We start from the raw sequence: 25,977 nt of genomic DNA on the forward strand, positions 1-25,977 counted from the left end.
CGTCGTTATTGGCTTCTTCGCGATTGATCATGAATTAAACCGGACACTACTGACCTCGATCATGCAAAAAGCCCGCGGCTTTCACTCGATCGTCGGCCAGCTTAGCCAGCCGACTTGGGGCAGGATTACGCCGGATGGCTATCCTGATGATGACTATTACTGGAGGAACCCAGGCTCCGCATTCGTCCGCAAGGATTTTGCATTTTCGATGATGCAATGGGCTCTCGGCGTCGACAAGATGGTGATCGACCCGGAATCGCGCGCCGCAGAACTGCTGCCCGGTGTCTGCTCTGCTGCGCTGACATCCACCATGGCCGAAATGAAAACGAAGAGAATCTACGCCGGCAGCAGGCTCGCGGTGCTCTTCTCCTCCCCCGAATACATGCTCAGGTGACACCCATGTCAGATCACGACCACGAAACGCCCGTTGTTCCGCAACACCTGCTCGATGCAGCTGCGGAAGGCTGTGAGGAATCACGCTTTCTCATCAACCGCCGCAACCTTCTTGGCCTTTCGGCGGGCCTCTTCGCCTGGGCCCACATGCCGCGGCACGCGGAAGCCGCCGGCACCGAGACTCGGCTTCTCATCGTCAACCTTGCTGGCGCACTGGACGGCCTGCATGTTGCCGTTCCGCTGAACGATTATGCCAACTACACGTCACTCCGGGGCGGGCTTGCACTTCCCAAGACTCTGCTGCTTCCCTTCGCATCGGAGTTTGCGCTCAACGCCGCAATGCCGAAGTTCCGCGACATGTTCCTCACCGGGGACGCAGCACTGGTGCAAGCCGTTGCTCCGCCCCTGCAGACAAACTCGCATTTCGAATGCCAGTATAATCTCGAGTCCGGCTTGCCCGGAGACGGACCCCGGTCCTGCACGACCGGCTGGATGAATCGCCTTCTCAATATCCTTCCGGCGGGAGCCGCCGTGAAGACCGATGCGATGCACGTTGGCCCGACCCCTTTCATCCTCGCTGGACCGGCACCCGCATTTCGTGGTTGCCCGGCCTTCGCTCCAACCCAAGCCTCACGGACCCGCTGACCAGCCTTTACCAGCGTGCTGGAAGTCCACTGTCGGTCGTGTTCGGTGAGGGTGTGCGCATATATCAACTCGCGGAGTCCGGAGCGTCAGGCACGACGACTCCCTCGACTGCGAGCGTCCTGATGAGGTCGTTCCTCGGCACCGCCCGTCTCCTGAAGGAACCCGCCGGGCCCCGCATCGCCGTGCTCAGCACCGTTGGTTGGGACACCCATGCCGGCCAGACCTCGATTCTCACAGAGAAGCTGAGCGAACTTGATGCCTGCCTCGATGCCTTCCGGATCGAGATGGGTGAAGCGGCCTGGAAGACGACCGCGGTTGTCTGCGTCACCGAAATGGGTCGAAGGGCATATGTCAACGGCACCTCGGGCACCGACCACGGTGTTGCATCGGTTGCTTTCCTGCTTGGCGGCGCCATCAACGGCAACAAGGTCTTTGGCAGCTGGCCTGGCCTCGCCAAGGCAGATCTCGTGAACGGCGTTTCGCTGCGCGCCACAACCGACATGCGTGCCGTCTTCAAGGGTCTCCTGCAGGATCACCTTGGTGTTCCACGCACTCTGCTTGACACGGAGGTCTTCCCGGCGAGCCAGACCGTTGCGCCGATGCAGGATCTGCTCAAGACGCCGACAGTGGCATCTGCCAGCCCTGTGCCCACCATGGCAGTCGCACGTTCCATGGCAGCGGCAGGCTCCACGGCAGCAGCACGCTCCAAGTCAGCGCGGGCCACCGCAAAGGCCAGCCCGCGCCGCGAAACGGCACTCGCGCGGTTCCGCAGGAAGAATGGTCTCAGCTGAAGCCGTGAGCGGCCAGTTGAATGGCCGACCGGGGCGTGATGCGCCCCGGTCGGACTGTCACGCCGGATAGATCACGCCTTTCTTGACGATAATGTTGCCATAGAGGCGCGGTTCGCTGGAGGCGACGATGGCGAAGCACGCCTTTACCTTGTTGTAGAAGGCATCGCCCACCAGCGGCACGATCTTCTGCTCGGGTTCATGCTTCAGCAGGACGGAGGCGAAGTCCTCGAACACCGGCTCCATGCGTTTGGGATCCATGTGGGCGGCGGGCCGCCACACGGCCTCCGGCACCATGTCGTCCACCGGCATCACGGAGAGGATGGCGTCGAGGATGCGTGGCGCGCCGTGGCCGTCGAGCCTGACGACACGCTTGCCATGCTCCTCGGCAGGATAGTTGCCGTCCACGATGGCGATCTCGTCGCCGTGGCCCATCGCGCGCAGCACGCGCAGGAGATCCGGGCTCAGCAGCGGATCGATACCTTTGAGCATCAGGCCTTCTCCTTGAACAAGACATTCCGGTTGATGATGAAATTGTCGAACAGTGGCAGGCTCGCGGCGCCGAGCGCGCGTGCGTCCGCGCCGATGGTACCTTCGAGGATCGGAAAGTCGGCCAGCCCCTGGCGATCGACGCGCGCCAGAGCCTGCTGAACCGCTTCCACGAAGCGGGCCCGCACATGGAGCGGCACTGCACCATCGATGATGATCGCCGAGCAGTCGAGAACGGCCATGACGCCTGAGGCAGCAGTTGCGACGTTGAAAGCCGCACGGGTGAGCCAGCGATCGAGTGATGGTCCCGCCCCGCGCCATTCGCCCAGATCGCGCCACAGCAGTTCTGGATCCCCACCTTCGCGCTTGATGTCGCGCTCAAGCGACGCAAGCGATGTCGAATGCACCAATTGTTCTGATTGTCCCAGTTCCGACGTCACCGGGAGCGAGGCCAGTGCGCCGGCATTGCCATGGCGGCCCAGATACAGGCTGCCATTCAGCACCACGCCGCCGCCGATGAAGTAGCCGAGATAGAAATAGGCGAAGTCCTGCAGATCACGGCCGCGGCCGAACAGCAACTCCGCCGCGCAGGCAGCGGAGGCATCGTTGCAGAAATGAATGGGCCAGGTGAAGCGCGTGGCGATTTCCGCCTGCAGGTCAAATCCCTTCCATGCCATCAGCACATCGGGCGGTGCGCCCACATCCTCTGCCCAGTTCCACAGCTCGAAGGGTGCGGCGATCCCCATGCCGCTGATCCGCCCGCGCTGCTCAGGCGTCAGCCCCGAGACGAGTTCTTCCACACCCGAGGTCACGAAGCTGATCATCTCGGTAGGCGAAGGGAAGGTGTAGGGCCGGTGGATGGTGTGGCGTACGTGGCCAGCGAGATCGACAAGCATCAGGTCGCCCGAACGTCGCCCCACCTTGAGCCCGATCGAGAAAGCACCATTCGGATCGAGCTCGAAAGGCACCAGCGGCTGGCCCACCTTGCCGCGCTGGGGGGTGCATCGCTTCAGCAGTCCGTCAGCCTCGAGCTGGCGTACGATGACCGAGACAGTTTGTGCAGAGAGGCCGGTCAGCCGCGCCATTTCGGCCTTCGGCAACTGCCCGTGCAGGCGGACGAGGGACAGGATCAGGCGTTCATTGTAGAGCCGGACGCCCGTCTGCGTGGTGCCACGCGAAAGCTCGGGGTAACTGTCCCCGCGCGTGCCGCTGGCCCATTCGATCGACATTGCAGTCCCGTTCCCTGTGCAGATGGCGCACAGATTTCCAGCAGCCCGGGAGACTGTCAATCAATAAATCATTCCGGTTTACTTATTGACAGTGGTCAATTTTTGAGTTGAGAATGCTCCCATGTGCAGGAGTGTGGACACACATTCCCCTCCCGCACCTGGAGTAACGAAACGTCACCTAACCCCTTGATAGGGGTAAAACAAACTGATGGGAGGCCTATGTGAAGACCCTTTTCAAAGCTGCTCTGCTCGGCGCTGCGGCGACCGCTGTTTTTGCCGTCACCCCCGCTCTTGCGGCTGATGGCGTCTGCCTGATCACCAAGAACAACACCAACCCCTTCTTCGTGAAGATGAAGGAAGGTGCAGAAGCCAAGGCCAAGGAACTCGGCCTCGAATTCCAGGCCTTCGCCGGCAAGGTCGACGGTGACGCCGGCCCGCAGATCGAAGCCATCGAGAACTGTGTCGCCTCCGGCGCCAAGGGCATCCTGATCACCGCGTCGAATGACTCGGTCATCCCCGCCCTCAAGGAAGCCCGCGGCAAGGGCCTGCTGGTCATCGCCCTCGACACGCCGATTGGCGATGCCGAAGCGGCCGACTCGACCTTCGCCACCGACAACTTCGAGGCTGGCGTCCTGATCGGCAAATGGGCCAAGGCCCAGATGGGCGATGCCGCCAAGGATGCCAAGATCGGCATGCTCAACATCAACAAGGACAACATCTCGGTCGACGTCCTGCGTGACACCGGCTTCCTCACCGGCTTCGGCATCGAAGTTCCGAACGGCAAGGTGATGGGCTCCGAAACCGATCCGCGCGTGATCGGCCACGAGACTTCGAACGCCAATCCCGAAGGCGGCCTCAAGGCAGTAGAAAACCTGCTCGCCAAGGAGCCGAATATGAACCTGATCTACACGATTAACGAGCCGGCAGCCGAAGGCGCCTTCCAGGCGATGAAGGCGGCGGGCAAGGAAGCTCAGGCTCTCATCGTCTCGGTCGACGGTGGCTGCCCGGGCGTGCAGAACGTGAAGGCTGGTGTCATTGGCGCAACCTCCATGCAGTTCCCGCTGCTGATGGCATCGAAGGGCGTCGAAGCCGTCGCTGCCTTCGCCAAGGATGGTTCCAAGCCGAAGAACTCGGAAGGTCTGACCTTCTTCAACACCGGCGTCCAGCTCATCACCGACAAGCCGGTCGATGGCCTGCCCTCCATCACCTCGGAAGAGGGCCTGAAGATCTGCTGGGGTTGATCCCAACGCAGTTTTTCTGAGTTGAACAGCATGAGGGGCGGCCTTAACGTCGCCCCTCATACAAGATGCGGAGAAACATCCGCACGTTATCACCGGGGATGGACAGATGAGCAACAGCGGTCAGCCGACGAAAACTATTCCTGACTTCGAAGGGACGCTCACCAAGGCCGACACCTCGGTTGCTTCGTTCGAGGCGGAACACTTGGGCGGTCTGCAGAGGCTGCGCATTTTCCTCCAGGCCTATCCGGTCGCGGTGCCGATCTTCGTTCTCCTGCTTTCAATCCTGCTTTTCGGATTCACAACCGACGGCAAGATCTTCCTGCCGGGTAATCTTTCAACCATCCTCAAGCAGATCACGCCGATCGGCATCATCGCAATCGCCCAGACCATCATCATCCTGACGGCTGGCATCGATCTGTCCATCGGCGCCATCATGGTCCTGGCCACCATCATCATGGGCAAGCTAGCAGTCCAGTCGGGCGTCCCCGCGCCTGCCGCCATGGCCATCGGTTTCTTCGCTGGCGGCGTCATGGGTTATTTCAACGGCTTCCTCGTCACGCGCTTGCGCTTGCCGCCATTCATCGTCACGCTCGGTACGCTCTATATCTTCCAGGCGCTGAAGCTCTGGTATTCGCAATCTGAATCGATCCGCAATGTTGATACCGAGGCAACGGCACCGCTGCTGATCTGGTTCGGCAAGGTCATCTCCATTGGCGGCTTCCAGATCCTCTATGGCACCATCGCGTTCCTGCTGCTGGCGTGGCTCATGTCATATATCCTCAAGCATACCGCATGGGGACGCCACGTTTACGCCGTCGGCGACGATTTGAACGGCGCCATGCTTTCAGGTGTGCAGACCGATAAGATCCTGCGCTCCGTCTATTCCGTGGCAGGCGTTATCGCTGCTTTCGCCGGCCTGGTTCTGATCGGGCGCGTCGGTGGCACGGTCACGCCGCTTGCGGGTGAAACCGCCAACCTCGACTCCATCACCGCCGTGGTGATTGGCGGCACCTCGCTGTTCGGGGGCCGCGGCACCATCGTAGGCTCTGTGCTGGGCGCCATCATCGTCGGTGTGTTTCGCTTCGGCCTGTCTCTGTCACGTGTTGACGTGCTCTGGCAGGACTTCACCGTCGGCATCCTGATCATTGCCGCCGTCGCCATCGACCAGTGGATCCGCAAGGCCTCGGCCTGAAAATTCCAACACGTCAACGCGTCAAGCACGGGCACCGTCATGAACACCACCGTCGAACCGATCCTCACGACGCGCAATCTGGTGAAGCGCTATGGCCGCGTCACCGCGCTCGATCACTGCGACTTCGACCTCTACCCCGGCGAAATTCTCGCGGTGATCGGCGACAACGGGGCGGGCAAGTCCACTCTCATCAAGGCCATTTGCGGCGCCGTGACGCCGGACGAGGGTGAGATCAGGCTGGATGGCAAGCCCGTGCACTTCCGCTCTCCGCTCGAAGCGCGCAATGCCGGGATCGAGACCGTTTATCAGAATCTTGCGCTGTCGCCCGCCCTGTCGATTGCCGACAACATGTTCATGGGCCGCGAAATCCGCAAGCCGGGCTTCCTCGGCAACGTGCTCAAGAAGCTCGATCACAAGGCGATGGAAAAGATCGCCCGTGACAAGCTCACCGAACTGGGCCTCATGACCATCCAGAACATCAGCCAGGCGGTGGAAACGCTGTCCGGCGGCCAGCGTCAGGGCGTCGCCGTGGCACGCGCTGCCGCCTTCGGCTCCAAGTTGGTCATCATGGACGAACCAACTGCCGCGCTTGGTGTCAAGGAATCACGCCGCGTGCTGGAACTGATCCTCGACGTGAAGCGCCGAGGCCTGCCCATCGTTCTCATCTCGCACAACATGCCGCATGTCTTTGAAGTGGCGGACCGCATCCATATCCACCGTCTCGGCAAGCGTCTCTGCGTGATCAACCCGAAGGATTTCACCATGTCGGATGCGGTGGCCTTCATGACTGGCGCCAAGGCACCACCTCCGGAATTGATGGCCGCCTGATAACAGAAACGAACGCCGCCTCAGCGCGGCGTTTTCTTTTCCTGCGCGCGCTTGTGCGCGGTGAGTGCCATCATCCGCCTGTCACGCCAGGCCGTGGCGTCTTCGAGCTTTTCCTTCGGCACGGCGGCCCGCCGTTCCACATCCAGGGTTGCGCCAATTGAGTCAGGCCAAGCAGCTGCAGCGGACTGGCTGTCACCAACGCGGCGAATGGTCGGTCCATAGCGCTCGAGGTAGTCTGCCACGCCTTGCGGCGCATTGAGGTCGATGGTCTCGATCGGACCCATGAAGCTCCAGCGCAACGCCAGGCCGTCCTTGATGGTCTTGTCGAGGTCTTCGGCAGACACATAGCCCTCTGCGATGAGCCTGAAGGACTCATTCAGGACGGCCAACTGCAGCCGGTTGAGGATGAAGCCCTCGATTTCACGCTTCACCGTGATCGGGGACATGCCGCAACTTGCCATGAAGTCGCCTGCCCGCGTGATGATGTCTGGCGAGGTAAAGTCCGCGCCGCAGAGTTCGACGATGGGTGCCAGGTGCGGCGGGTTCAGTGGATGCGAAACGAGGCAGCGCTGGCGGGTGGCGAGCCCGCCAAAGATAATCGATGGCATGATCGCCGACGTTGAACTGGAGATGATCGCATCGGCCGGGGCAAGCTTCTCCACTTCGGCGAACAGCTTCTGTTTGGGCGCTGCCCGCTCCACGATGTTTTCCTGAATAAACTCCACCCCTGACACTGCGTCGGCAAGGCTTGCAGCTCCGGTGATGCGCCTGCGCACGGTCTCTGCATCCTCGATGAGGCCTGCCTCCGCCATGTCGGGCAGGGTGCGCGCGATATGTGCAAGCGCCTTGTCCACCTGCGCGACGTCCTGGTCCCACAGCACCACCTCGTGTCCGCCACGGGCAAACACCATCGCCCATGACCGCCCAATCAGTCCTGAACCAAGGATCGCCGTCTTCAACGCGGCACCGGTGCGTTTGTGTGCAGCAGCCCCGCCGCCTTCAGGTCCTTCCACAGCGCCTTTGGGATCTTGGCGTCGAGGGTGGCCACGTTGAGCGCCACTTCCTTTGGACTGACCCCGCCGGGAATGACACTGACCACGCTCTTGTGATGCATCGGGAAGCGGAGTGCTGCCTGCGCCAGCTTCACCTTGTGTCGCTTGCAGATGGCCTCGATCTTCGCCACCCGCTCAAGGATCGCCTTGGGGGCATGATCATAATTGTACCACGCACCAGGCTTTGGGCCTGTGGCGAGAATGCCTGAATTATAAGGACCTCCAAGCACAATGCCGATGCCGCGATCCTCGCACAGCGGCAGGAAGGAGTTGAGTGAGTCCTGCTCGAGCAGTGTGTAGCGTCCGGCCAGCAGGAAGATGTCGACATCCGCATTCTTCGCCAGAACTTCGCAGACCTCCCATTCGTTGACGCCAGCGCCATAGGCCTTGATCACCTTTTCGCTGCGCAGCTTTTCCAGCGCCTTGATGCCGCTGTTGAGAATGGTCTTCACATGCGCGTCACGCGCCGCCACGGTCTTGTGGTTGAAGACATCGACGTCGTGGATGAAGATCACGTCGATGGAATCGACGCCGAGGCGCTCCAGCGAAAACTCGATCGAGCGCATGAAGCCATCATAGCTGTAGTCATAGATTTCCCGGCGTGAAGGCGTGGCGAAGAATTTTCCGATGCCGGTACGCTGCTTGGGGTCACAGACTTCGAACAGTCGACCTACCTTGGTGGAGAGCACATAGTCCTTCCGCTTCTTGCCAAACAGGAAGCGGTTGAGCCGCGTTTCTGACAGGCCGAGGCCGTAGAGCGGTGCAGTGTCATAATAGCGGATGCCAGCCTTCCAGGCCGCTTCCAGCGTCTTCTGGGCCTCTTCCTGACCCGTCGCCTTGTATAGGTTGCCGAGCGGTGCCGTGCCGAAGCCCAATTCGGTGAAGGAGATCGATTCTCCCGATGGCGCCCTGAAATTGCGCTTCTTCATGTCTCCGGTCCTCCCGTATTGTTGAGATCGGCGAAAAGCTCCGGCCTTTCGCGGGCAAATGTTTCGAGTTCTGCCATCACCGCATCGAGGTGACCGTACATGGCCCTCGCAGCGGCATCGCGATCATGTGCCTCCAGTGCCGCCACGATGACCTTGTGTTCGGAGAGCGTCAGTTCGAGGCGGCGACGCGTATTCAGCAACTGCCGCACACGGTCGAGGCCGAGGCGTGCTGTCTCGGTCGCGTTGCGGACCCGCTCGAAGCCAAGGTGGTCCTGCAGCAGGGCATGGAAACTGAGGTCAAAGCCGTGGAAGCCCTTCAGGTCCTGCGCTTCAATGGCTGCCTCTTGGTAGCGCAGGTTGCTGGCGAGCTGGTCGATGAGTTCCGGCGACGCTGTCGCCGCCAGCCTTCGCACCGTTTCCACCTCGAGGGCGCGACGCAGGAACATGTTCTCGCGGGTGTCGGAAATCTTGATGAGCGCAACGCGCGAGCCGCTCTGAGGAATGATGTCGACCAGCCCCTCGGCAGCCAGGCGGTTCATCGCTTCGCCGACGGGGAAGCGGGAAACCCCCATGCGTGCGGCGATGGCCTGCTTGTCGAGGAACTCGCCCGGTTTCAGGTCGAGCTGGACGATGGCTTCACGCAGGGCGGCATGCACGCGGGCCGTGGCGCCCTTGGCCGCAATTCGGCCTGGACTCAAGAAATCATAGGTGACGGAAGCCACTGGCATGCTAACATGTTAGCGTTATTCATAGGGCGGGCAAGCCCCGCAGCAGAGAAGCGAGCCTTCAGATGATTGCACCCGTACCAAAAACCCCCCGCATGCTCCGTCTGTCCAGCGCCGACAACGTCCTTGTGGCGATCGACACCGTCGACAAGGGGGCCGAGGCTCCTGAGGGCATTATCGCGCTGGACCGCATCGGCAAGGGCCACAAGATGGCGTCCGTGGCAATCAAGTCCGGCGAACCTGTGCGCAAGTTTGGCCAGATCATCGGCTTTGCCAAGCAGGATGTTCCCAAGGGTGCCTGGGTGCATGAGCACAACACCGGCATGCAGGACTTCGACCGCGACTACGCTTTTGCGCAGGATGCGAAGCCCGAAGACATTCTGCCGCTCGAGAAGCAGGCAACCTTCCAGGGCATCCGCCGCGCCAATGGCAAGGTTGGCACGCGCAACTACATCGGCGTCCTCACCTCGGTGAACTGCTCGGCCACCGTGGCGGGCTTCATCGCCGAGGAGGTGAAGCGGTCGGGCATGCTGGATGCCTATCCCAACATCGATGGCATCGTGGCGCTGAAGATGGACAATGGCTGCGTGGTCGACTACCGCGGCGTGATTTTCGACATCCTGAAGCGCACGGCGTGGGGCTATGCCACCAACCCCAACATGGGTGGCGTGCTGATGGTGGGCTTGGGCTGCGAAGGTTTTCAGATCCCGCGCTTCAAGGAAGCCTATGGCGTAGTCGAGAACGAGACCTTCCGCACCATGACCATCCAGGAGACGGGTGGCACCAAAAAAACGGTTTCAGCGGGCGTTGCCGCAATTCGAGATATGCTTCCGCATGTGAACAATGTGAAGCGCGAAACCTGTCATGCATCCGATCTCATCGTGGCGCTGCAGTGTGGCGGTTCGGATGGCTATTCAGGCATCACGGCGAACCCCGCGCTGGGTGCGGCGGTGGACATTCTGGTGCGGCATGGCGGCACCGGCATCCTGTCGGAAACGCCGGAAATCTACGGTGCGGAGCATCTCCTGACGCGGCGCGCCGCCAACCGCGAGGTGGGCGAAAAGCTCGTCGATATCATCAAGTGGTGGGAAGATTACACCAAGCGTAACAACATGGAAATGAACAACAATCCGTCTCCGGGCAACAAGCTGGGCGGGCTCACGACCATTCTCGAGAAGTCGCTGGGTGCAGCCGCCAAGGGCGGCACCACAACGCTCCGCCACGTCTATCGCTATGCCGAGCCGGTGACTGGCAAGGGCTTCGTTTTCATGGACACGCCGGGCTATGACCCGGTGGCGGCAACGGGTCAGGTGGCGGGCGGTGCAAACCTTCTGTGCTTCACCACGGGGCGCGGCTCGGCCTATGGCTGCAAGCCGGTGCCGTCGATCAAACTGGCAACGAACACAGACATCTATAACCGCATGATCGACGACATGGACATCAACTGCGGTGACATCCTCGACGGCGTGTCGATCGAGGAGAAGGGGCAGCAGATCTTCGAGCTGATGCTGAAGGTCGCGTCTGGTCACAAGACCAAGTCGGAAGAGCTCGGCTATGGCGACAACGAGTATGTTCCCTGGCATGTCGGCGCGATGATGTAGTTGCGTTTTCGCGTTGCTGCTGGATGCATTTCGGATGCTGCCCGAGCCATCATTGCACCATGATTGCGGAACAATGGTCTGCCCCAGCGGGAGACCTCCGGTTCACGGCATGTACGGCATGTAAAGTGGACCCCGGCTAGGTTTGGCCCCGCATCCGGTGTTCCGGGGGAGTGATGGGTCGGTCGGGTAAGAAAGGTCAGGGACGGCAGCGGGAGGAACCGCAGCTGTTCACGGGCAAGGCAAAGGCCAGGGCCAAGGGCCCGGGTAGCGGCTCGCAACCCGCCCGCGCGCCACGCGCCCGCCGTCGCCGGTCCTTCCTGTGGCCCATCATCCGTTTTGGCATCACCTTGGCCGTCATCGGCTGCATCGGCCTTGCCGGCCTCTTCGGCTATGTCTGGATGACGCTCGACAAGCAGGGACTGCTGCAGATCCCGGATCGCGACCCCGGCATCATGATCCTTGCCAATGACGGGTCGGTGCTGGCCGAGCACGGCTCGTTCAACGGCGACGAGGTGCGGATCGCCGACCTGCCGGACTATGTGCCCAACGCCTTCATCGCCATCGAGGACCGCCGCTTCCGCAGCCACTTCGGTGTCGACCCGATAGGGTTGGTCCGTGCCATGTATACGAACTACCGCTCCGGCCGCGTTGTGCAGGGCGGGTCGACGCTCACCCAGCAGCTGGCCAAGAACCTGTTCCTGTCACCCGACCGCACGCTGCAGCGCAAGCTGCAGGAGGTGGTTCTCGCCCTGTGGCTGGAGAAGCACTACTCGAAGGACGATATCCTCCAGCTCTATCTCAACCGCGTCTATTTCGGTTCCGGCGCCACAGGGATAGAGAAGGCCGCACAGGTCTATTACAAGAAATCCGCCTCCGACCTCACGCTTGCGGAAACGGCCACTCTGGCGGGCGTCGTCAAGGCGCCAAGCGCCAACAACCCGATCTCCGACCCGCAGGCCGCTGCCGAGCGCGCGAGGCTGGTGCTGCAGAGCATGGCGGACGGCGGCTTCATCACACCCGAAGAGGCCGCCGCCGCGATCAACAATCCGGCCGAGGCCAAGACCGACAGCTACATGTCGGCCAAGAATTTCGTCATCGACTGGATCGGCGAACAGCTGCCGGAATTCGTGAAGGACTACCAGCAGTCGCTCGTCGTCGAGACGACAATCGATCCCGCGATCCAGAACAGCGCAGAGCTCGCGGTGGCCAAGGAACTGGGCGCACAGGGGCAAAAGCTCAAGGTGTCCCAGGGCGCCATGGTGGTGATGGATGGTTCCGGCGCGGTGCTCGCCATGGTGGGTGGCCGGTCCTACAAGAAGAGCCAGTTCAACCGCGCCACCAAGGCCAAGCGCCAGCCCGGCTCGTCGTTCAAGCCCTTCGTCTATCTGGCCGCCCTCGAGCACGGCTTCACGCCCGAGTCGGTGGAGGTCGACGAGCCGATCCGCGTCGGCAGCTGGACGCCGGAAAACTATCGCAAGAAATATCTCGGCCCCGTGGCGCTGGAAACAGCACTGGCATTGTCGCTCAACACCATCTCGGTGAAGCTCGTGCTGCAGGTTGGGCCGCAGGCCGTCATTGCCGTGGCGCATCGCCTTGGTATCGTGTCGCCGCTCAAGGACGATGCTTCGATCGCACTCGGCACCTCGGAGGTGACACCACTTGAGCTGACGTCGGCCTTCACGCCCTTCTCCAATGGTGGCTATCCCGTGACCGCCTATGCGGTGACGCGCATCAAGACGCGCGACGGCACGGTGATCTATGAACGCAATGGTTCGGGCTTCCCCAAGGCCATCAACGACAATGACCTCTATGGCATGAACCGCATGATGCGGCTCGTCGTGACCGATGGCACCGGCACGCGCGCCGCCTTCCCGGGCTTCGACATTGCGGGCAAGACCGGCACCAGCCAGGATTATCGCGATGCCTGGTTCATCGGCTACACCAGCGAACTCATTGCCGGCGTGTGGGTTGGCAATGACGATAATTCGCCCACCAACAAGGTAACAGGCGGCCTGATCCCCGCGATGATCTGGCACGATGTCATGGAGCCTGCGCACCGCGGCCTGACCCCGCGACCGCTGCCGGGTACTCCGCAGGTGGCGCTGAGTGGCCCGGCGACGGTGACGGACCAGCAATATGACCAGGGCGCTGCTGAAGAGCCGGCACCGCCGCCTGAAATCAATGCCGGAGGCTTCCTCGAGCGCTTGTTCGGCGGTGGTCGCCAGAACAATCAGAATGCCCAGAAGAAGCACAACAGCGCGCGTGAGCGCGCGCTGCGTGACAAGCGGGACGAGCCTTAGGGGGCTCGCGAGGGCGGAGCCTTCTGTCTTCTCCCGCTTTCTCAGCGGGAGAAGAAGGGACCCGTTGCGGTACGCAACGGGGAGATGAGGGAAAACGCGTGCTGCGGTTTATTCGGCGTGTGCATTCCCTCACCTCCCCCAACTGCGTTGGGGCCCCGTCCTCTCCCGCGAGCGGGAGAGGACGAGAGTCCTACACCACCACGCGGTGGACGTCCTGGCCGTGGATGCGTAGCCAGTTTCGGGCGCGGGTGGCGTTGGGGCAGTGGGTGAGCACAACCCGCCAGAATCGCGGGCTGTGGTCGAGGTGGCGGAGATGCGCCACTTCATGCGCGGCGACGTAGTCCAGCACATAGTCGGGCGTGAGGATGAGGCGCCAGGAATAGGAAAGATCGCCGCCGGCCGAGCAGGAGCCCCAGCGGCTGCGTTGGTCACGGATCGTGATGCGGCGGAACTTCACGCCCATCAGTGCGGCATATTTCGTGGTGGCCCTGGTGAGATCGGCGCGCGCTTCGGCCTTGAGGAAATCAAGGACGCGGCGCGGCAAATGCGCGGGGTCGCCCGGCACGTTGATGTAGTAGCGGTCGCGGTCGGCCGTCACCACGCCGCGGCGGCCGGGAATGTGCTGGATGTCATGCTCGATGCCGCGCAGGGGCAACGCGCTGCCATGCGCAAGCTTGATGAGCCCGCCACGCGCCCGCACGCGGTCCTCGATCCAGCTGCGCGAGCGTTCGGTGAATTCAAGCGCGCGCGCGCGCGACACACCCTTCGGCACGGTCACCAGCACGCCGGTTCCCGTGGCGTTCAATCGCAGGACAAGGCGGCGTGCCTGGGCATGGCGGCGGAAGACAACCTCCAGCACCTCGTCGCCGACGAGGAGCCGGGAGGGTTCAAGCGGTCTTGGCGCGACCGTTCGCTGAAGGCTTCTGAGAAGTCCGATCATCAGCGTTCTTATTCACGAACGCGACGATTCGCGGAACGATTTCCTTGCGGAACCGCGAGCCGTTGAAAACGCCATAGTGGCCCACGCCCGGCTGCAGGTGGTGGAGCTTCTTTTCAGGCGCCAGGTTCGAGCACAGGTCCTGTGCGGCTTCCGTCTGGCCGACGCCCGAAATGTCATCACGTTCGCCCTCGATGGTCATCAGCGCGGTGCGGGTGATCTTGGAGGGGTCGACGCGAGAATTGCGGTGCGTCAGCGTGCCCTTGGGCAGGTCGTGGCTGACGAAGACCTTCTCTACCGTCTGCAGGTAGAACTCTGCGGTCAGGTCCATCACGGACATGTATTCATCGTAGAAATCGCGGTGCTTCTCGGCGGAGTCGCCGTCGCCGTCGACGAGGTGCCAGAACAGCTCGCGATGGGCATCGAGGTGGCGGTCGAGGTTCATGGTCATGAAGCCGCCGAGCTGCAGGAAGCCCGGATAGACATCGCGCATCATGCCGGCATGGGGTGCCGGCACCTTCATGATGACGTTCTTGCGGAACCAGTCCACGCCCTTTTCCTGGGCGAGGTTGTTCACGGCCGTCGGGTTGCGCCGCGTGTCGATGGGCCCACCCATGAGGATCATGGTCTTGGGCGCTGCCGGGTCCTGCGCCGCATTCATCAGCGCGACGGCGGCCATCACCGGCACCGAGGGCTGGCAAACCGCCATCACGCTGGTGTCGGGCCCGAGGAACTGCAGGAACTCGGTGACGTAGTCGACATAGTCGTCCATGTCGAAGCTGCCCTGCGACATGGGCACGCCGCGGGCATCCACCCAGTCCGTGATGTAGGTGTCATAATGGGGGAGCATAGATCCCACCGTGCCGCGCAGCAGCGTGGCATAATGGCCCGACATGGGGGCGACGATCAGCAGCTTGTGCTGCTTCTTTCGCTTTTCCCACTGTTTCTCGAAATTGAGCAGCGTGCAGAAGGGCTTGATGAGGACGTTGCGCTCCTCGATGGCGACGATGTCATCATCGATGATGACGTCTTGGATTTCGAAGGGCGGCTTGCCGTAGCGCCGCGTGGTGCGCTCGAACATTTCGAGCGACGCGGCCATGGACCGGCCCATCTGGGTTTCCGCGAACGGGTTGGCGGGGCTCCGCCAGAAGTTGAGGCTCGCATCGGCCGCCGCACGCCAAGGTGCAAGGGCCGCATGATTCATCTCGTAAAGATAGTACAGCACAACCGGGAAACCCCTCGTTAACGCTCGACGGTAGCAACTCCCCCGAATCGGGGCAACCCGTCAATTCTAGACTTTAGGGGGAAGTTCTAAGTGTTTCCTTCAGTTCCGTAGCAAGTTTCGCGGCATCCGTGGTGTAGGGCATGTGTTTCACGAAGCGCCCGTCCGGCCCCATCAGGTAGATGATGCTGGAATGGTCCATCAGATAGTCGGTCGCCGAGGCGCCGTTTCCTGCCTTAGCGTAATAGACCCGGTAGGCCTTGGCGATGGCGGCCACTTCCGCCTCCGTTCCGGTGAGGCCGATAAGGCGGGGGCCGAAATTGGCGACATAGGCCTTCAGCACCTCGGGCGTATCCCGCGCCGGATCGACCGACACGAAGACCGGCTGGATGCGGCTGGCCTCTGGACCGAGCTGGTCGAGCGCTGCCGTCATCACCTGCAGTTCGGTGGGGCAGACGTCGGGGCAATAGGTATAGCCGAAGAACACCAGCATGTAGTTCCCGAGGAAGTCCTTCTCGGTCACCCTCTTGCCGTCCTGGTTCACCAGCGAGAAGGGGCCGCCGACGAGGGCCACACCCGAACTCCGGGGTCCATGCAGTTCATGGCTCATCCAGGCATAGCCGCCCAACCCCGCAGCGATGAGCAGGATGAATGCGGCGAGGACCATGATCGGGCGGCGGGGCATCAGTCTTCTTCCTTCAATCCGTCTGCACATATGTCTAGACTGATCGGGACTCAACCGTAACCCGCCGTGACCCGAGAGCGCATGCCGCAGGATTTCGTGATCGACCCGAGGCCGGCTTCGAGCGGCGCCGAGATCGGAATGCTGCGCCTGCGCACGCTGGTGCGGCTGCGCTGGCTTGCCATCGTGGGCCAGGCGGGCGCGGTGCTGGGCGTGCACTTCGTGCTCGGTTTTCCGCTGCCGCTGGGCTTGTGCCTCGCGGCGATCTCGCTCAGTGCCTGGCTCAACATCTTCCTCACCATCCGCTGGCGCAAAAGCGTGCGCCTGCATGAGAGATATGCTGGCCTGCTGCTGGTCTATGACGTGCTGCAATTGGCGGTGCTGCTGTTCCTGACCGGCGGGCTGCAAAACCCGTTTTCCTTCCTGTTCCTCGTGCCGGTGACGATCTCAGCGACCTCTTTGCCGAACCGCTGGACATTGTGGCTGGGGCTTCTCGCCTTCGCCTGCGCCACCTTCCTCGCCTTCCAACACTTCCCGCTGCCATGGATGCCGGGTGAGGAATTTGCGCTTCCCGACATCTACATCGGCGGCATGTGGGTGGCCATCATGTGCGGCGTGGTGTTCTCGGCGATCTATGCCAGGCGCATCGCGGATGAGGCGCGGCAAATGTCGGCGGCCCTCTCCGCCACCGAAATGGTGCTGGCGCGCGAGCAGCGGCTCTCGGCGCTCGATGGCATGGCGGCTGCTGCAGCCCATGAACTGGGAACCCCGCTTGCCACCATCGTGCTGGTGGCCAAGGAGCTGAAGCGCGAGATGGCGCCTGATGCTCCGCATGCGGAAGACATTGATCTGCTCATCAGCCAGACGGCGCGCTGCCGCGAGATCCTTGCCCGGCTGTCGAGCCGCGAGGCGCAGACCGACGAGATGTACCAGCGCACGGCAATCCTCGTCATGATCGAGGACCTCGTGGCGCCATTGCGCGGCTCGGATGTCGTCATCGCGGTGACGAGTTCAGCCGATCTCGACGACAAGGCACTGGGCAGTGAACCCGTGTTCCGGCGCAATCCGGCCATTACCTATGGGCTTGGCAACCTGCTGGAGAATGCCGTCGACTTCGCGGAGAGCCGCGTCGAGGTCGATGCGCGCTGGACGCCCGCGCAGGTGTCAATCACCGTCCGCGACGACGGGCCAGGCTTCCACGAGAACATCTTTGACCGGCTGGGCGACCCCTTCGTGACCACCAGGCCCGGTTATGGCGAAGAGACAGGCGAAGCCGGCCAGCATGAGGGCATGGGCCTCGGTTTCTTCATCGCCAAGACGCTGCTGGAGCGCTCGGGCGCCACGGTTTCCCTCGCCAACCGGCCGACGCCGGAGCATGGCGCCGTCGTGCATGTCGTCTGGCCGCGCAGCCTGGTTGATCTCGGCCGCGCCTGACTGCGTATAGGGAAGTGTTTGAACCCGCGCCCTTAAGAGGCTAGAGAGCGCATTGAGCACTGAAACTGAAGCCACATGACAAACGCCGTGATCCCTGCCGAAAAGACACTGCTGCTCGTCGATGACGACCATCCCTTTCTCACGCGTCTGGCCCGGGCGATGGAAGCCCGCGGCTTCGAGGTGCTGATGGCGGAATCGGTGGCCGAAGGTGTCGCCCATGTGAAGCGTTCGGCGCCATCCTTCGCGGTGGTTGACTTGCGGCTGGCCGACGGCAACGGCCTCGACGTGATTGAGGCGTTGCATCAGGCCCGCCCCGAGGCACGCGCCGTGGTGCTCACGGGCTATGGCAACATCGCCACCGCGGTGACGGCGGTGAAGCTCGGTGCCATCGACTATCTCGCCAAGCCCGCTGACGCCGATGCCGTCCATGCCGCGCTGGTGGGCGACACCGACTCGCGTGCGGCCCTGCCTGACAATCCGATGTCGGCGGACCGTGTACGCTGGGAGCATATCCAGCGCGTCTATGAGCTGTGCAGCCGCAATGTTTCGGAAACGGCGCGCCGCCTCAACATGCACCGCCGCACCCTGCAGCGCATCCTCGCGAAGCGCGCGCCCAAATAGTCAGAGATTTTCCGCCAGCGGATCATAAAGCCCGTGGAGCCGCAGGGCCGCAGCCCTTGCGAAGGCGAGCGTTACCGCCTTGCGGCGTGACGCATGGAGGCTCGAGGCCTCCGCATGGCGCAGAATGTCAGCACCCCAGCTGTCGGCAATGATGAGGCCGGCATCGGCGGGCATGATTTCAGGCTGCATGTCGGTGGAAATGGCGAAGAACAGCCGGTCGCACCAGTCCCGGTATTCGGGCCATTTCGAATCGCTGCGGAAGTCTTCCGGGGAGGACTTGATCTCGACGATCCAGATTTCGCCCGCCTCGGAAAGTCCCACAACGTCCGCACGACGGCCCGAGGCGAGCGTGAACTCCGGCAGCACCGCGAAATTGGCGGCGCGCAGCAGGCGCGCGACGCCGCGCTGGATCATCAGCGCGGTGGCGGACTGGCGGCCGTCGGGCCGGGGCTGGGGTCGATCCATGGTTTTCCACCGGGGTGAGCCTTGCGCCGAATTCAGGGGCGGCAAGCTCCGTTCCATCCTATGATTGAATTATAAGGCAATAAACCGTCCCGGCAACGGGCAACGGCGAAATGGGAGCTTTGATGATGACCCGGCGCATGCGCACCGAACATGATTCGATTGGCGAAATGGCAATCCCGGCAGAGGCCGACTACGGCATCCACACCGCCCGCGCAGTGGAGAACTTCCCGATCACCGGCATCACCCTGTCGAACTTCCCCGAATTCATCGAGTCGCTCGCCATGGTCAAAAAGGCGGCGGCCCTTGCCAACCGCGATTTCGGCCGGCTGACACCCGAGGTCGCCCAGGCCATCGTCTCCGCCTGCGACCTCGTCATCGCGGGGGATGAGCACCATGACTTCGTGGTCGACATGCTGCAGGGTGGGGCAGGCACCTCAACCAACATGAACGCCAATGAGGTGATCGCCAACCTTGCCCTCAAGCTGCTGGGCAAGCCGCGCGGCGACTATGCCACGATCAATCCCAACGACCACGTGAACCTGTCGCAGTCGACGAATGACGTCTATCCCACGGCCGTGCGCCTCACCGTGCTGCGCGCCTGTCCTGCTTTGATCGAGGAGCAGAAGCTTCTCGTCGCGGCGCTGATGGCCAAGGCGGTGGAATTCGACGATGTCATCAAGGTCGGCCGCACGCAGCTGATGGATGCCGTGCCGATGCGGCTGGGCTCCGAATTCCGCGCCTTCGCGGTGACGGTTGCCGAAGACATCGAGCGGCTGAAGGAATTTGCCAGCCTCCTGCGCGAAGTGAATTTGGGCGGCACGGCCATCGGCACCGGCATCAACACGCCCGAAGGCTATTCCGAGCGCGTCATCCGCAACCTCGCGGAAATCTCCGGCGTGCCGATGGTGCCCGCGGCGGACCTGATCGAGGCGACCTCCGACCTTGGCGCCTTCGTCACCTTCTCCAGCGTGCTGAAGCGGATCGCGGTGAAGCTGTCGAAGATCTGCAATGATTTGCGGCTCCTCAACTCCGGCCCGCGTGCAGGGTTGGGCGAAATCAAACTGCCTGCCGTGCAGGCCGGTTCCTCGATCATGCCGGGCAAGGTCAACCCGGTGATCCCGGAGGTCGTCAATCAGATCGCCTATCAGGTGATCGGCAACGACCTCACGGTCACGATGGCAGCGGAAGCCGGGCAATTGCAGCTCAACGCCATGGAGCCCGTGATCGTGCTCAACATCATGCAGTCGATGCGCATGCTGCTCCGTGGCATGGCGGTGCTGCGCGAGAAATGCATCGTCGGCATCGAGGCCGACCGCGAGCGCTGCCAGGAGCTGCTGGAAGGCTCGCTCGTCACCGTGACGGCGCTCAACCCCTATATCGGCTATGACGCCGCAAGCCGCGTGGCCAAGGCGGCGCTGAAATCACGCCGTTCGATCCGCGACGTGGTGCTTGCCGAAGGGCTAATGACTGAGGAGCAACTTCAGCAGGCCTTCTCCGTCGCCAACCTGCTCGGCCAGCGCTAGAGGCCCCAGCGCAGGGCGGGGGTGTGCACCGGCGCATCCCAGCCCTTCGTGATCGTGTCATCCAGCATGGTGACAGTGATCGAGCAGCCCGCCATGTCGAGTGACGTGACATAGCTGCCCACCAGGGAGCGCACCGGCGTGATGCCGTGCTTGGCCAGCTGCGCGGCAGCCGCGTTGTACATGAGATAGAGCTCCATCGACGGCGTGCCACCGAAGCCGTTGACGAAGAGCAGCGCATTGCCCTTCACATTGAGGTCTCCGGCGATGGCGGCGACCATCTCCTCGGCGATCTCGTTCGCTGTGCGCAGCGCAACACGCCGGCGTCCCGGCTCGCCATGGATGCCCACACCCATTTCCATTTCGATGGCGCTGATGTCGAATGTCGGCTTGCCGGCGGCGGGCACTGTGCAGCTTGTCAGCGCCACGCCCATCGAGCGGGTGGCGCGGTTCACCTTGTCACCCAGCGCCTTGAGGCTCTTGAGGTCGGCACCTTGTTCGGCGGCGGCACCCACCACCTTTTCGACCACCAGCGTACCGGCAACGCCGCGGCGGCCGGTGGTGTAGAGCGAGTTCTCGACGGCGACGTCGTCATCGGTGATGACGGTCTCGATGTCGCGGCCCGCCATCTCGCGCGCCATGTCGAAGTTCATCACGTCGCCTTCGTAGTTCTTGACAATGAACAAGACGCCGGCACCGGTGTCGACGGCCTCCGCCGCGGCGATCATCTGGTCGGGCGTGGGCGAGGTGAAGACCTGGCCAGGGCAGGCGGCATCGAGCATGCCGTGACCGACGAAGCCTGCATGCAAGGGTTCGTGCCCCGATCCGCCGCCAGAGAGCAGCGCCACCTTGCCAGGCTTCAGCACCTTGCGCTGCACGAACTTGTGCTCCGCTCCGAGTGTGATGATGTCGCCATGCGCCGCCACGAAGCCATCGAGGCTCTCAGTCAGCACGTTCGATATGTCGTTGATGAGCTTCTTCATCGCCGTTTCCCTTTTTCCCGTTCGTCCTCGATCAGCCTTGCAATGTCCCGCACGAAAGCGCTGACCAGCCCGTGCAGTTTTCGGTTCTTCGCCTCGTCGCCGAGGTCCGGCAGTTCCACCGCAGCGGCGGCGCGTGCTGGCTTCTCCGCCAGCATCTTTTTCGGATGGGCGCGGGCATAGAGCCTGGTGAATTCCTGCCGTTCAGCGCTTGAGAAATGGCAGACCTCGAAGATCTGCGCCAGATGGCTCGCGGGGATCGGCGTCGGATAGGCGGGGTTGGTGATCTGGCTCACGAAGCTGCGGTTCTTGGCGAGGGCGGTGGCAAGCCGCTGGCGCGCGCCCGAGGGTCGACGGTCGATGATGGCGGCGAGCAGCCGCTTGTAGGCGGCAACCGCATCCTGTGGCGTCTGGTTTGCTGCAGCCTGCGCCATGTCAGAGCTCCGCAATCGCCGCCTTGAGGCGGGCAATGCGTGCAGGCGCCACGGAGAGGGAGGTGAGCCCTGCATCGAGGAGGGCTCCGAGGTGCTTCGGCTCGCTTGCCATGTCGCCGCACAGGCTGACGGGAATGCCGGCCTCGCGGCCATAGCGCGCCACCCGGGAGATGAGCGCGATCACGGCAGGGTGCGACGGATCGTTCAATGAAGCCACACGGGCATCGTCACGCGAGGAAGCCGTCACATATTGCGTGAGGTCGTTGGAGCCGATGGAGAAGAAGGCTGCGGCATCGAAGAGTTCCGGCATGACGGCGACGGCGGGAACCTCCACCATGATGCCGAGTGGTGGTCTCTGGCACGCCACACCCTGTTGGCTGAGCTCCGCCACGCAGGCATCGAACAGCGCGGCGCTGCGGGTGATCTCGTCCGGCACGGTGACCATGGGCACCATGACCTTGAGGTTGCCATGCACGGCGGCGCGTGCGAGCGCGCGCAGCTGGGTGCGGAACACATCCTCGCGGGTAAGCGTGAGGCGGACGCCGCGCAGGCCGAGGAAGGGATTGGCCTCGCCATCGGGTGTCAGCCCGCGCACCGGCTTGTCGCCGCCGATATCCAGCGTGCGAATGGTGACGGGCTTGCCGCCGGCCCATTCCACGAAACGGCGATAGGCGCGATACTGCGTCTCCTCGTCAGGCAGTGGTGCTCCGTCACGGAACAGGAATTCGGAGCGCATCAGGCCGATGCCGTCACAGGAAGCAGGATCGATGTGATCGAGTTCCTCGACACCGGCCACGTTGATCAGGATGTCGATACGTGAACCGCTGCGGCGCGTTGCGGGAGCAAAGCGGAACTTCTCTTCGAGGTCGCGCGCCTGCGCGTCGGAGGCAAGCGCGGCAGAGAACGCCGCGTGCTGTGCATCATCCGGGTCGGCGACGACGGTTCCGCTGCCGCCATCGACGACAAGTGTCGCAGCATGTTCGGGCAGCTCACCGAGGCCCACGACCATGGGAATGCCGCGCGCACGCGCCAGCATGGCGACGTGGCTGGTGGTGCTGCCGCGCATCAGCGCGATGGCGCCGCCGCCGCTCCAGTCGGTTTCAAGGAAGGTAGTGGGGGCGATGTCCTCGCCCACCAGCACGGCACCGGAGGCGATGCTGGAGGAGTCGCCACCCGAGAGATTGCGCAGCACGCGATCACGGATGTCGCGCAAGTCGGCAGCGCGGGCACGGAAGTAGTCATCGTCAGAGGCTTCATAGCCCGCGATCTCGCCGTCGAGTGCTGCGGACCATGCGACATGCGCAGGCGTTCCGCTGTCGAGTGCCGAGAGGGCGGGTGCTGCAAGCGCGTCGTCCTCCAGCATGGCCACCTGAAAGCCCAGAATGTCCTGCGCCTCGCCCTCGACGCGCTCCATCAGTCCTGCGAGATCTGTGACGGAAAGTGCTATGGCGTCCTGCAGCGCGGCGCGCTCGGTTTCGGAACTTCCGGTTCCCTGCCGCTCGGCCAGCGCGGAGCCGAGCCTGCGCAGCGGGCCGAGGAACAGCCCGTCGGAAGCGCCTGTGCCGTGGTGGCTAGTGCCCATCGCCCGCTTCGTCGAAGTCGCGGCGCACGAGCGAGATCACGGCATCGACGGCGGCCTGCGCATCCGCTCCGGCCGCGCGCACGAACAGCGTCGAATGCTGTTTCGCCTTCATCGCCATCACCTTGACGATGCTCTTGGCATCGATCCAGGGCCCTTCCGCCGATCCGCCGATTTCCAGCGTCGAAGTATAGCCCTTCGCAAGCTTGGTGAGCTTCACCGAGGGCCGTGCATGCAGGCCCACGTCATGGGTGATCACCACGGATCCGTTCGCGGTCTCGCTCATTGCGGTGACAACTCCTCAGCGGTGCGCTTCACGTCAGCCAGCGAGCCGCCGCCCCAGGCTTCGGTTGCGGCCATCACCGCACCCTCGACCACGGGGGCATTGCAGATGACGATCTTCTTCTGCTTTTCTTCGGGCAGCATCTCGATGGCCATTTCGCTGTTGGTTTCCGCCCCGCCGAGATCGACGAGGATTGCGATTCCATCCTCCGACCATGCGGCATCGATGGCGGCCATGATTTTTTCCACACTGGTGCCGAGGCCGCCATCCGGGTTGCCGCCGCAGAAGCCCAATGGCACATCGTTGCCGACCATCTGGCGCACCATGTCGGCAGCACCCTTGGCCACATCGGGTGAATGCGAGACGATGACGATGCCGACCGTCATGACTTGCCCTCCAGCACGTCGCAGACCGTGGTGATCATGATTTCGCTCGACCGCGCGCCGGGGTCCATGTGGCCGATGGAGCGTTCGCCGAGGAAGGATGCGCGGCCGCGGATCGCCTTCATGGGGATCGTCGCCTTCGCACTCTCTGTGGCGAGCGCGCGCACGCTGTCGAAGCTGGCCGAGCCGGATGCGAGGTGTTCCGCCACGGGGCTCAAGACGTCGAGCATGGTCTTGTTGCCCACCTCCGCCTTGCCGCGTGCTTTCAGCGCCACCACGGAGGCCTGCAGGGCGCGGCCGACATCAGCGAGGGTGGGATCTTCGGGGAGTTCCTTGCCGAGCGTCATGAACAATGTGCCATAGAGCGGGCCGGAGGCGCCGCCCACCTTCATGACAATCGTCATGCCAACGGTTTTGAGGGCCTCGCCGGTGGGCTTGGCAAGGATGTTTGCCCTGTCTGCCTGCACCGCCTCGAAGCCGCGCTTCATGTTGAGGCCGTGGTCGGCATCGCCGATGGCGGAATCGAGATCTGTCAGTTCATCGGCTGCGGCGATGATGCGCGCCGACAGCGTGTCGAGCAGGGGTTCGAGGGGAAGCGCCATCAGGCCATGATCCTCTGTTTAGTGATTATGTTTACTGAACACGAAATCACTAAACAGGCAAGGCCGTCGTCTCGCGGCTGCGAAGGGAAGGAATATGGCGGCGGCCCTCACCTTTTCCGGGAAATCCCGCTAGACTGGCGCCAACGTGATTCTCCTGGACGGCCGGATGAAACGAATTGTTGCGATCCTTGCCCTGCTTTTCTGGCTGCAGCCTGCACAGGCGGGCGAGCTGGCGCAGGGCCTGTCCGCCTATCGCGCCGGCAATTACCCGACGGCCATCGCACTGCTGAAGCCGCTGGCCCAGGCGGGCGACCCCTGGGCGCAATACACTCTGGCGGTGGCCTATGACGACGGCTTCGGCGTGCCGCGCAACTTCAAGCTGGCGCTCGAATGGTACAAGAGGGCGGGCTCCCAGGGTCTGGCGGATGCGCAATACATGGCGGGCCGCTTCTATGGAAATGGCCGTGGCGTAAGGCAGGATATCGCCAAGGCGCTGTTCTGGTTCGAGCTGGCCTCTGCCGGGGGCTTCCCGCTGGCGCCGCTGCTGCGCGACCAGCACTATAACCAGCTCAAGGACCCGGTGCGCCAGCGCGTGATGACGGATGCCACCGACTGGCAGGCACGGCACCCTCATCAGATGAACTGCAAGTTCAAGAACTGCATCTACCCGAGATGGACCAAGCGGCCGATGTGGTTCAGCATCGGCGACGACCAGTTCTATCCCGGATTCCAGTGAAGCCTAGCGGCCGAGCAGGCCTTCCGGCCCGAAATGGCGGGGATAGAGCAGCTGCGTGCAGGTCCACACGGTGGCCTTGGCTTCCCGCTCGTCATAGGGATTGAGCAGCGTCATCATCTCCAGCCATGTGCCTTCGATGGTGATGCGGACCAGCCGTGCAGCACGCGCCGGATCGATTGCGTAGCCATGCGCGGCATTCATCCCGGCGCAGACGCCCTCCAGCGTGCGGATGTAGAGCGCGTCATTCTCACCGCACTTTGAAAGGTAGAGCGGGCGACTCTGGCTTTCGCCCCAATAGGCGGACCAGGCATTGACGCGGCTCGGTTGGCAGACCTGCGGGCTGAAATCAGCATCGATGAGGGCGGCCAGTTTCTGCTCGGGAGCGGGGCCGGCGCCATCGAGCGCGGCCTGCCAGTTCGTCCTGTACTCGTCCGAAAGATAATCGAGTGTTTCGACGAGAAGCTTTTCCTTGGACTCGAAATGAAACAGCACCAGGCCATGCGAAAGGCCGGCACGGCGCGCCACTTCGGTGAGGGTGGTGTGGGAGAAGCCGCATTCTGCTATGGTGGCCAGCGTCGCTTCGAACAATTGCTTGCGGCGTTCTTCGCGGCTCAAGGTGCGCGGTGTACGAGGTGGTGAGGCAGAAACGGTGTTTGTCACGAAAGGACCTTGTTCATCCGTATTTTT

28 protein-coding genes are annotated in these 25,977 nt (G+C 63.0%); 12 read left to right on the forward strand and 16 right to left on the reverse strand.

Going from position 1 to position 25,977, the window contains the following annotated elements:
• The 3 genes from WCJ41_RS03755 to WCJ41_RS03765 all read left to right on the forward strand — a co-directional run.
• Positions 1-394: DUF1800 family protein (locus WCJ41_RS03755; protein ID WP_336904494.1), on the forward strand; the 394-nt coding region annotated here is incomplete at its 5' end.
• Between the two features lie 5 nt (positions 395-399).
• On the forward strand, positions 400-1,038 hold the full coding sequence (locus WCJ41_RS03760) for a hypothetical protein (protein ID WP_336904495.1): 639 nt from the start codon (positions 400-402) through the stop codon (positions 1,036-1,038).
• On the forward strand, positions 996-1,829 hold the full coding sequence (locus WCJ41_RS03765; RefSeq protein ID WP_336904496.1) for a DUF1501 domain-containing protein: 834 nt from the start codon (positions 996-998) through the stop codon (positions 1,827-1,829). Before WCJ41_RS03760 ends, WCJ41_RS03765 begins: the two co-directional genes overlap by 43 nt.
• 57 nt (positions 1,830-1,886) lie before the next feature.
• Here the strand turns inward: WCJ41_RS03765 and WCJ41_RS03770 are convergent, their stop codons facing one another.
• Both WCJ41_RS03770 and WCJ41_RS03775 read right to left on the reverse strand, forming a co-directional pair.
• On the reverse strand, positions 1,887-2,318 hold the full coding sequence (locus WCJ41_RS03770; protein WP_336904497.1) for an RbsD/FucU domain-containing protein: 432 nt from the start codon (positions 2,316-2,318) through the stop codon (positions 1,887-1,889).
• Positions 2,318-3,544, reverse strand: a complete 1,227-nt coding sequence (locus tag WCJ41_RS03775) for an ROK family transcriptional regulator (RefSeq protein ID WP_336904498.1) — start codon at positions 3,542-3,544, stop codon at positions 2,318-2,320. Before WCJ41_RS03775 ends, WCJ41_RS03770 begins: the two co-directional genes overlap by 1 nt.
• A gap of 221 nt (positions 3,545-3,765) precedes the next feature.
• Here WCJ41_RS03775 and WCJ41_RS03780 point away from each other — a divergent pair, with 221 nt between their 5' ends.
• The 3 genes from WCJ41_RS03780 to WCJ41_RS03790 all read left to right on the forward strand — a co-directional run bounded on the left by WCJ41_RS03780 (position 3,766) and on the right by WCJ41_RS03790 (position 6,805).
• The gene (locus WCJ41_RS03780) at positions 3,766-4,785 is read left to right on the forward strand and encodes a substrate-binding domain-containing protein (protein ID WP_336904499.1); all 1,020 of its coding nucleotides are present in this window, start codon (positions 3,766-3,768) and stop codon (positions 4,783-4,785) included.
• Between the two features lie 106 nt (positions 4,786-4,891).
• Positions 4,892-5,977, forward strand: a complete 1,086-nt coding sequence (locus tag WCJ41_RS03785; RefSeq protein ID WP_336904500.1) for an ABC transporter permease — start codon at positions 4,892-4,894, stop codon at positions 5,975-5,977.
• 39 nt (positions 5,978-6,016) lie between these two features.
• A complete protein-coding gene (locus WCJ41_RS03790; RefSeq protein WP_336904501.1) occupies positions 6,017-6,805 on the forward strand; it encodes an ATP-binding cassette domain-containing protein in 789 nt (262 codons plus the stop codon).
• A 20-nt stretch (positions 6,806-6,825) separates the two neighbouring features.
• On the opposite strand, the gene WCJ41_RS03795 is transcribed toward WCJ41_RS03790, so the two are convergent.
• Genes WCJ41_RS03795 through WCJ41_RS03805 form a run of 3 tightly spaced genes read right to left on the reverse strand, consistent with a single transcriptional unit; the run spans position 6,826 to position 9,514 of the window.
• The gene (locus tag WCJ41_RS03795) at positions 6,826-7,764 is read right to left on the reverse strand and encodes a 3-hydroxyacyl-CoA dehydrogenase (protein ID WP_336904502.1); all 939 of its coding nucleotides are present in this window, start codon (positions 7,762-7,764) and stop codon (positions 6,826-6,828) included.
• A complete protein-coding gene (locus WCJ41_RS03800; RefSeq protein ID WP_336904503.1) occupies positions 7,761-8,786 on the reverse strand; it encodes an aldo/keto reductase in 1,026 nt (341 codons plus the stop codon). Before WCJ41_RS03800 ends, WCJ41_RS03795 begins: the two co-directional genes overlap by 4 nt.
• Positions 8,783-9,514: a GntR family transcriptional regulator gene (locus WCJ41_RS03805; protein ID WP_336904504.1), complete on the reverse strand. Its 732-nt coding sequence runs from the start codon at positions 9,512-9,514 to the stop codon at positions 8,783-8,785. Before WCJ41_RS03805 ends, WCJ41_RS03800 begins: the two co-directional genes overlap by 4 nt.
• Positions 9,515-9,606: 92 nt before the next feature.
• On the opposite strand from WCJ41_RS03805, the gene WCJ41_RS03810 reads away from it, so the two are divergent.
• Both WCJ41_RS03810 and WCJ41_RS03815 read left to right on the forward strand, forming a co-directional pair.
• Complete coding sequence (locus tag WCJ41_RS03810; protein ID WP_336904505.1) at positions 9,607-11,112, forward strand: altronate dehydratase family protein; 1,506 nt, start codon at positions 9,607-9,609, stop codon at positions 11,110-11,112.
• A gap of 173 nt (positions 11,113-11,285) precedes the next feature.
• Positions 11,286-13,412 carry a penicillin-binding protein 1A gene (locus WCJ41_RS03815; protein WP_336904506.1) on the forward strand — a complete coding sequence of 709 codons (2,127 nt, stop codon included), beginning with the start codon at positions 11,286-11,288 and terminating at the stop codon, positions 13,410-13,412.
• A 190-nt stretch (positions 13,413-13,602) separates the two neighbouring features.
• On the opposite strand, the gene WCJ41_RS03820 is transcribed toward WCJ41_RS03815, so the two are convergent.
• The 3 genes from WCJ41_RS03820 to WCJ41_RS03830 all read right to left on the reverse strand — a co-directional run bounded on the left by WCJ41_RS03820 (position 13,603) and on the right by WCJ41_RS03830 (position 16,256).
• Complete coding sequence (locus WCJ41_RS03820) at positions 13,603-14,352, reverse strand: SprT family zinc-dependent metalloprotease (RefSeq protein ID WP_336904507.1); 750 nt, start codon at positions 14,350-14,352, stop codon at positions 13,603-13,605.
• Complete coding sequence (gene phaZ, locus WCJ41_RS03825) at positions 14,300-15,574, reverse strand: polyhydroxyalkanoate depolymerase (protein ID WP_336904508.1); 1,275 nt, start codon at positions 15,572-15,574, stop codon at positions 14,300-14,302. Before phaZ ends, WCJ41_RS03820 begins: the two co-directional genes overlap by 53 nt.
• A gap of 73 nt (positions 15,575-15,647) precedes the next feature.
• Positions 15,648-16,256 carry an SCO family protein gene (locus WCJ41_RS03830; protein WP_336904509.1) on the reverse strand — a complete coding sequence of 203 codons (609 nt, stop codon included), beginning with the start codon at positions 16,254-16,256 and terminating at the stop codon, positions 15,648-15,650.
• A gap of 81 nt (positions 16,257-16,337) precedes the next feature.
• Here WCJ41_RS03830 and WCJ41_RS03835 point away from each other — a divergent pair, with 81 nt between their 5' ends.
• Positions 16,338-17,687 carry an ActS/PrrB/RegB family redox-sensitive histidine kinase gene (locus WCJ41_RS03835; RefSeq protein WP_336904510.1) on the forward strand — a complete coding sequence of 450 codons (1,350 nt, stop codon included), beginning with the start codon at positions 16,338-16,340 and terminating at the stop codon, positions 17,685-17,687.
• A 75-nt stretch (positions 17,688-17,762) separates the two neighbouring features.
• Positions 17,763-18,308, forward strand: a complete 546-nt coding sequence (locus tag WCJ41_RS03840; protein ID WP_336904511.1) for an ActR/PrrA/RegA family redox response regulator transcription factor — start codon at positions 17,763-17,765, stop codon at positions 18,306-18,308.
• Here the strand turns inward: WCJ41_RS03840 and WCJ41_RS03845 are convergent, their stop codons facing one another.
• A complete protein-coding gene (locus tag WCJ41_RS03845; RefSeq protein ID WP_336904512.1) occupies positions 18,309-18,773 on the reverse strand; it encodes an MmcB family DNA repair protein in 465 nt (154 codons plus the stop codon).
• Between the two features lie 125 nt (positions 18,774-18,898).
• Here WCJ41_RS03845 and WCJ41_RS03850 point away from each other — a divergent pair, with 125 nt between their 5' ends.
• A complete protein-coding gene (locus WCJ41_RS03850; RefSeq protein ID WP_336904573.1) occupies positions 18,899-20,296 on the forward strand; it encodes an aspartate ammonia-lyase in 1,398 nt (465 codons plus the stop codon).
• On the opposite strand, the gene dhaK is transcribed toward WCJ41_RS03850, so the two are convergent.
• From dhaK to dhaL, 6 genes are read right to left on the reverse strand one after another with little or no spacing between them, the layout of a single operon-like run.
• A complete protein-coding gene (dhaK, locus tag WCJ41_RS03855) occupies positions 20,293-21,276 on the reverse strand; it encodes a dihydroxyacetone kinase subunit DhaK (RefSeq protein WP_336904513.1) in 984 nt (327 codons plus the stop codon). The genes WCJ41_RS03850 and dhaK overlap by 4 nt on opposite strands.
• Positions 21,273-21,707 (reverse strand): hypothetical protein, encoded by a 435-nt coding sequence (locus tag WCJ41_RS03860; protein WP_336904514.1) that lies wholly within the window; start codon positions 21,705-21,707, stop codon positions 21,273-21,275. Before WCJ41_RS03860 ends, dhaK begins: the two co-directional genes overlap by 4 nt.
• 1 nt (position 21,708) lies before the next feature.
• Positions 21,709-23,289 carry a phosphoenolpyruvate--protein phosphotransferase gene (gene ptsP / locus WCJ41_RS03865; protein ID WP_336904515.1) on the reverse strand — a complete coding sequence of 527 codons (1,581 nt, stop codon included), beginning with the start codon at positions 23,287-23,289 and terminating at the stop codon, positions 21,709-21,711.
• Positions 23,279-23,572, reverse strand: coding sequence for an HPr family phosphocarrier protein (locus WCJ41_RS03870; RefSeq protein ID WP_336904516.1), 294 nt, complete (start codon positions 23,570-23,572; stop codon positions 23,279-23,281). Before WCJ41_RS03870 ends, ptsP begins: the two co-directional genes overlap by 11 nt.
• Positions 23,569-23,955, reverse strand: a complete 387-nt coding sequence (gene dhaM / locus WCJ41_RS03875; protein WP_336904517.1) for a dihydroxyacetone kinase phosphoryl donor subunit DhaM — start codon at positions 23,953-23,955, stop codon at positions 23,569-23,571. Before dhaM ends, WCJ41_RS03870 begins: the two co-directional genes overlap by 4 nt.
• Entirely contained in the window at positions 23,952-24,554 is a 603-nt protein-coding gene (dhaL, locus tag WCJ41_RS03880) for a dihydroxyacetone kinase subunit DhaL (protein WP_336904518.1), read from the reverse strand. The genes dhaM and dhaL overlap by 4 nt, the downstream gene beginning before the upstream one ends.
• A gap of 166 nt (positions 24,555-24,720) precedes the next feature.
• Here dhaL and WCJ41_RS03885 point away from each other — a divergent pair, with 166 nt between their 5' ends.
• Complete coding sequence (locus WCJ41_RS03885; protein WP_336904519.1) at positions 24,721-25,290, forward strand: tetratricopeptide repeat protein; 570 nt, start codon at positions 24,721-24,723, stop codon at positions 25,288-25,290.
• Between the two features lie 3 nt (positions 25,291-25,293).
• On the opposite strand, the gene WCJ41_RS03890 is transcribed toward WCJ41_RS03885, so the two are convergent.
• Positions 25,294-25,905 (reverse strand): TetR/AcrR family transcriptional regulator, encoded by a 612-nt coding sequence (locus WCJ41_RS03890; RefSeq protein ID WP_336904520.1) that lies wholly within the window; start codon positions 25,903-25,905, stop codon positions 25,294-25,296.
• Positions 25,906-25,977: the final 72 nt, after the last annotated feature.

The sequence above is a fragment of the Aestuariivirga sp. genome (assembly GCF_037139295.1).
Lineage (GTDB): Bacteria > Pseudomonadota > Alphaproteobacteria > Rhizobiales > Aestuariivirgaceae > Aestuariivirga.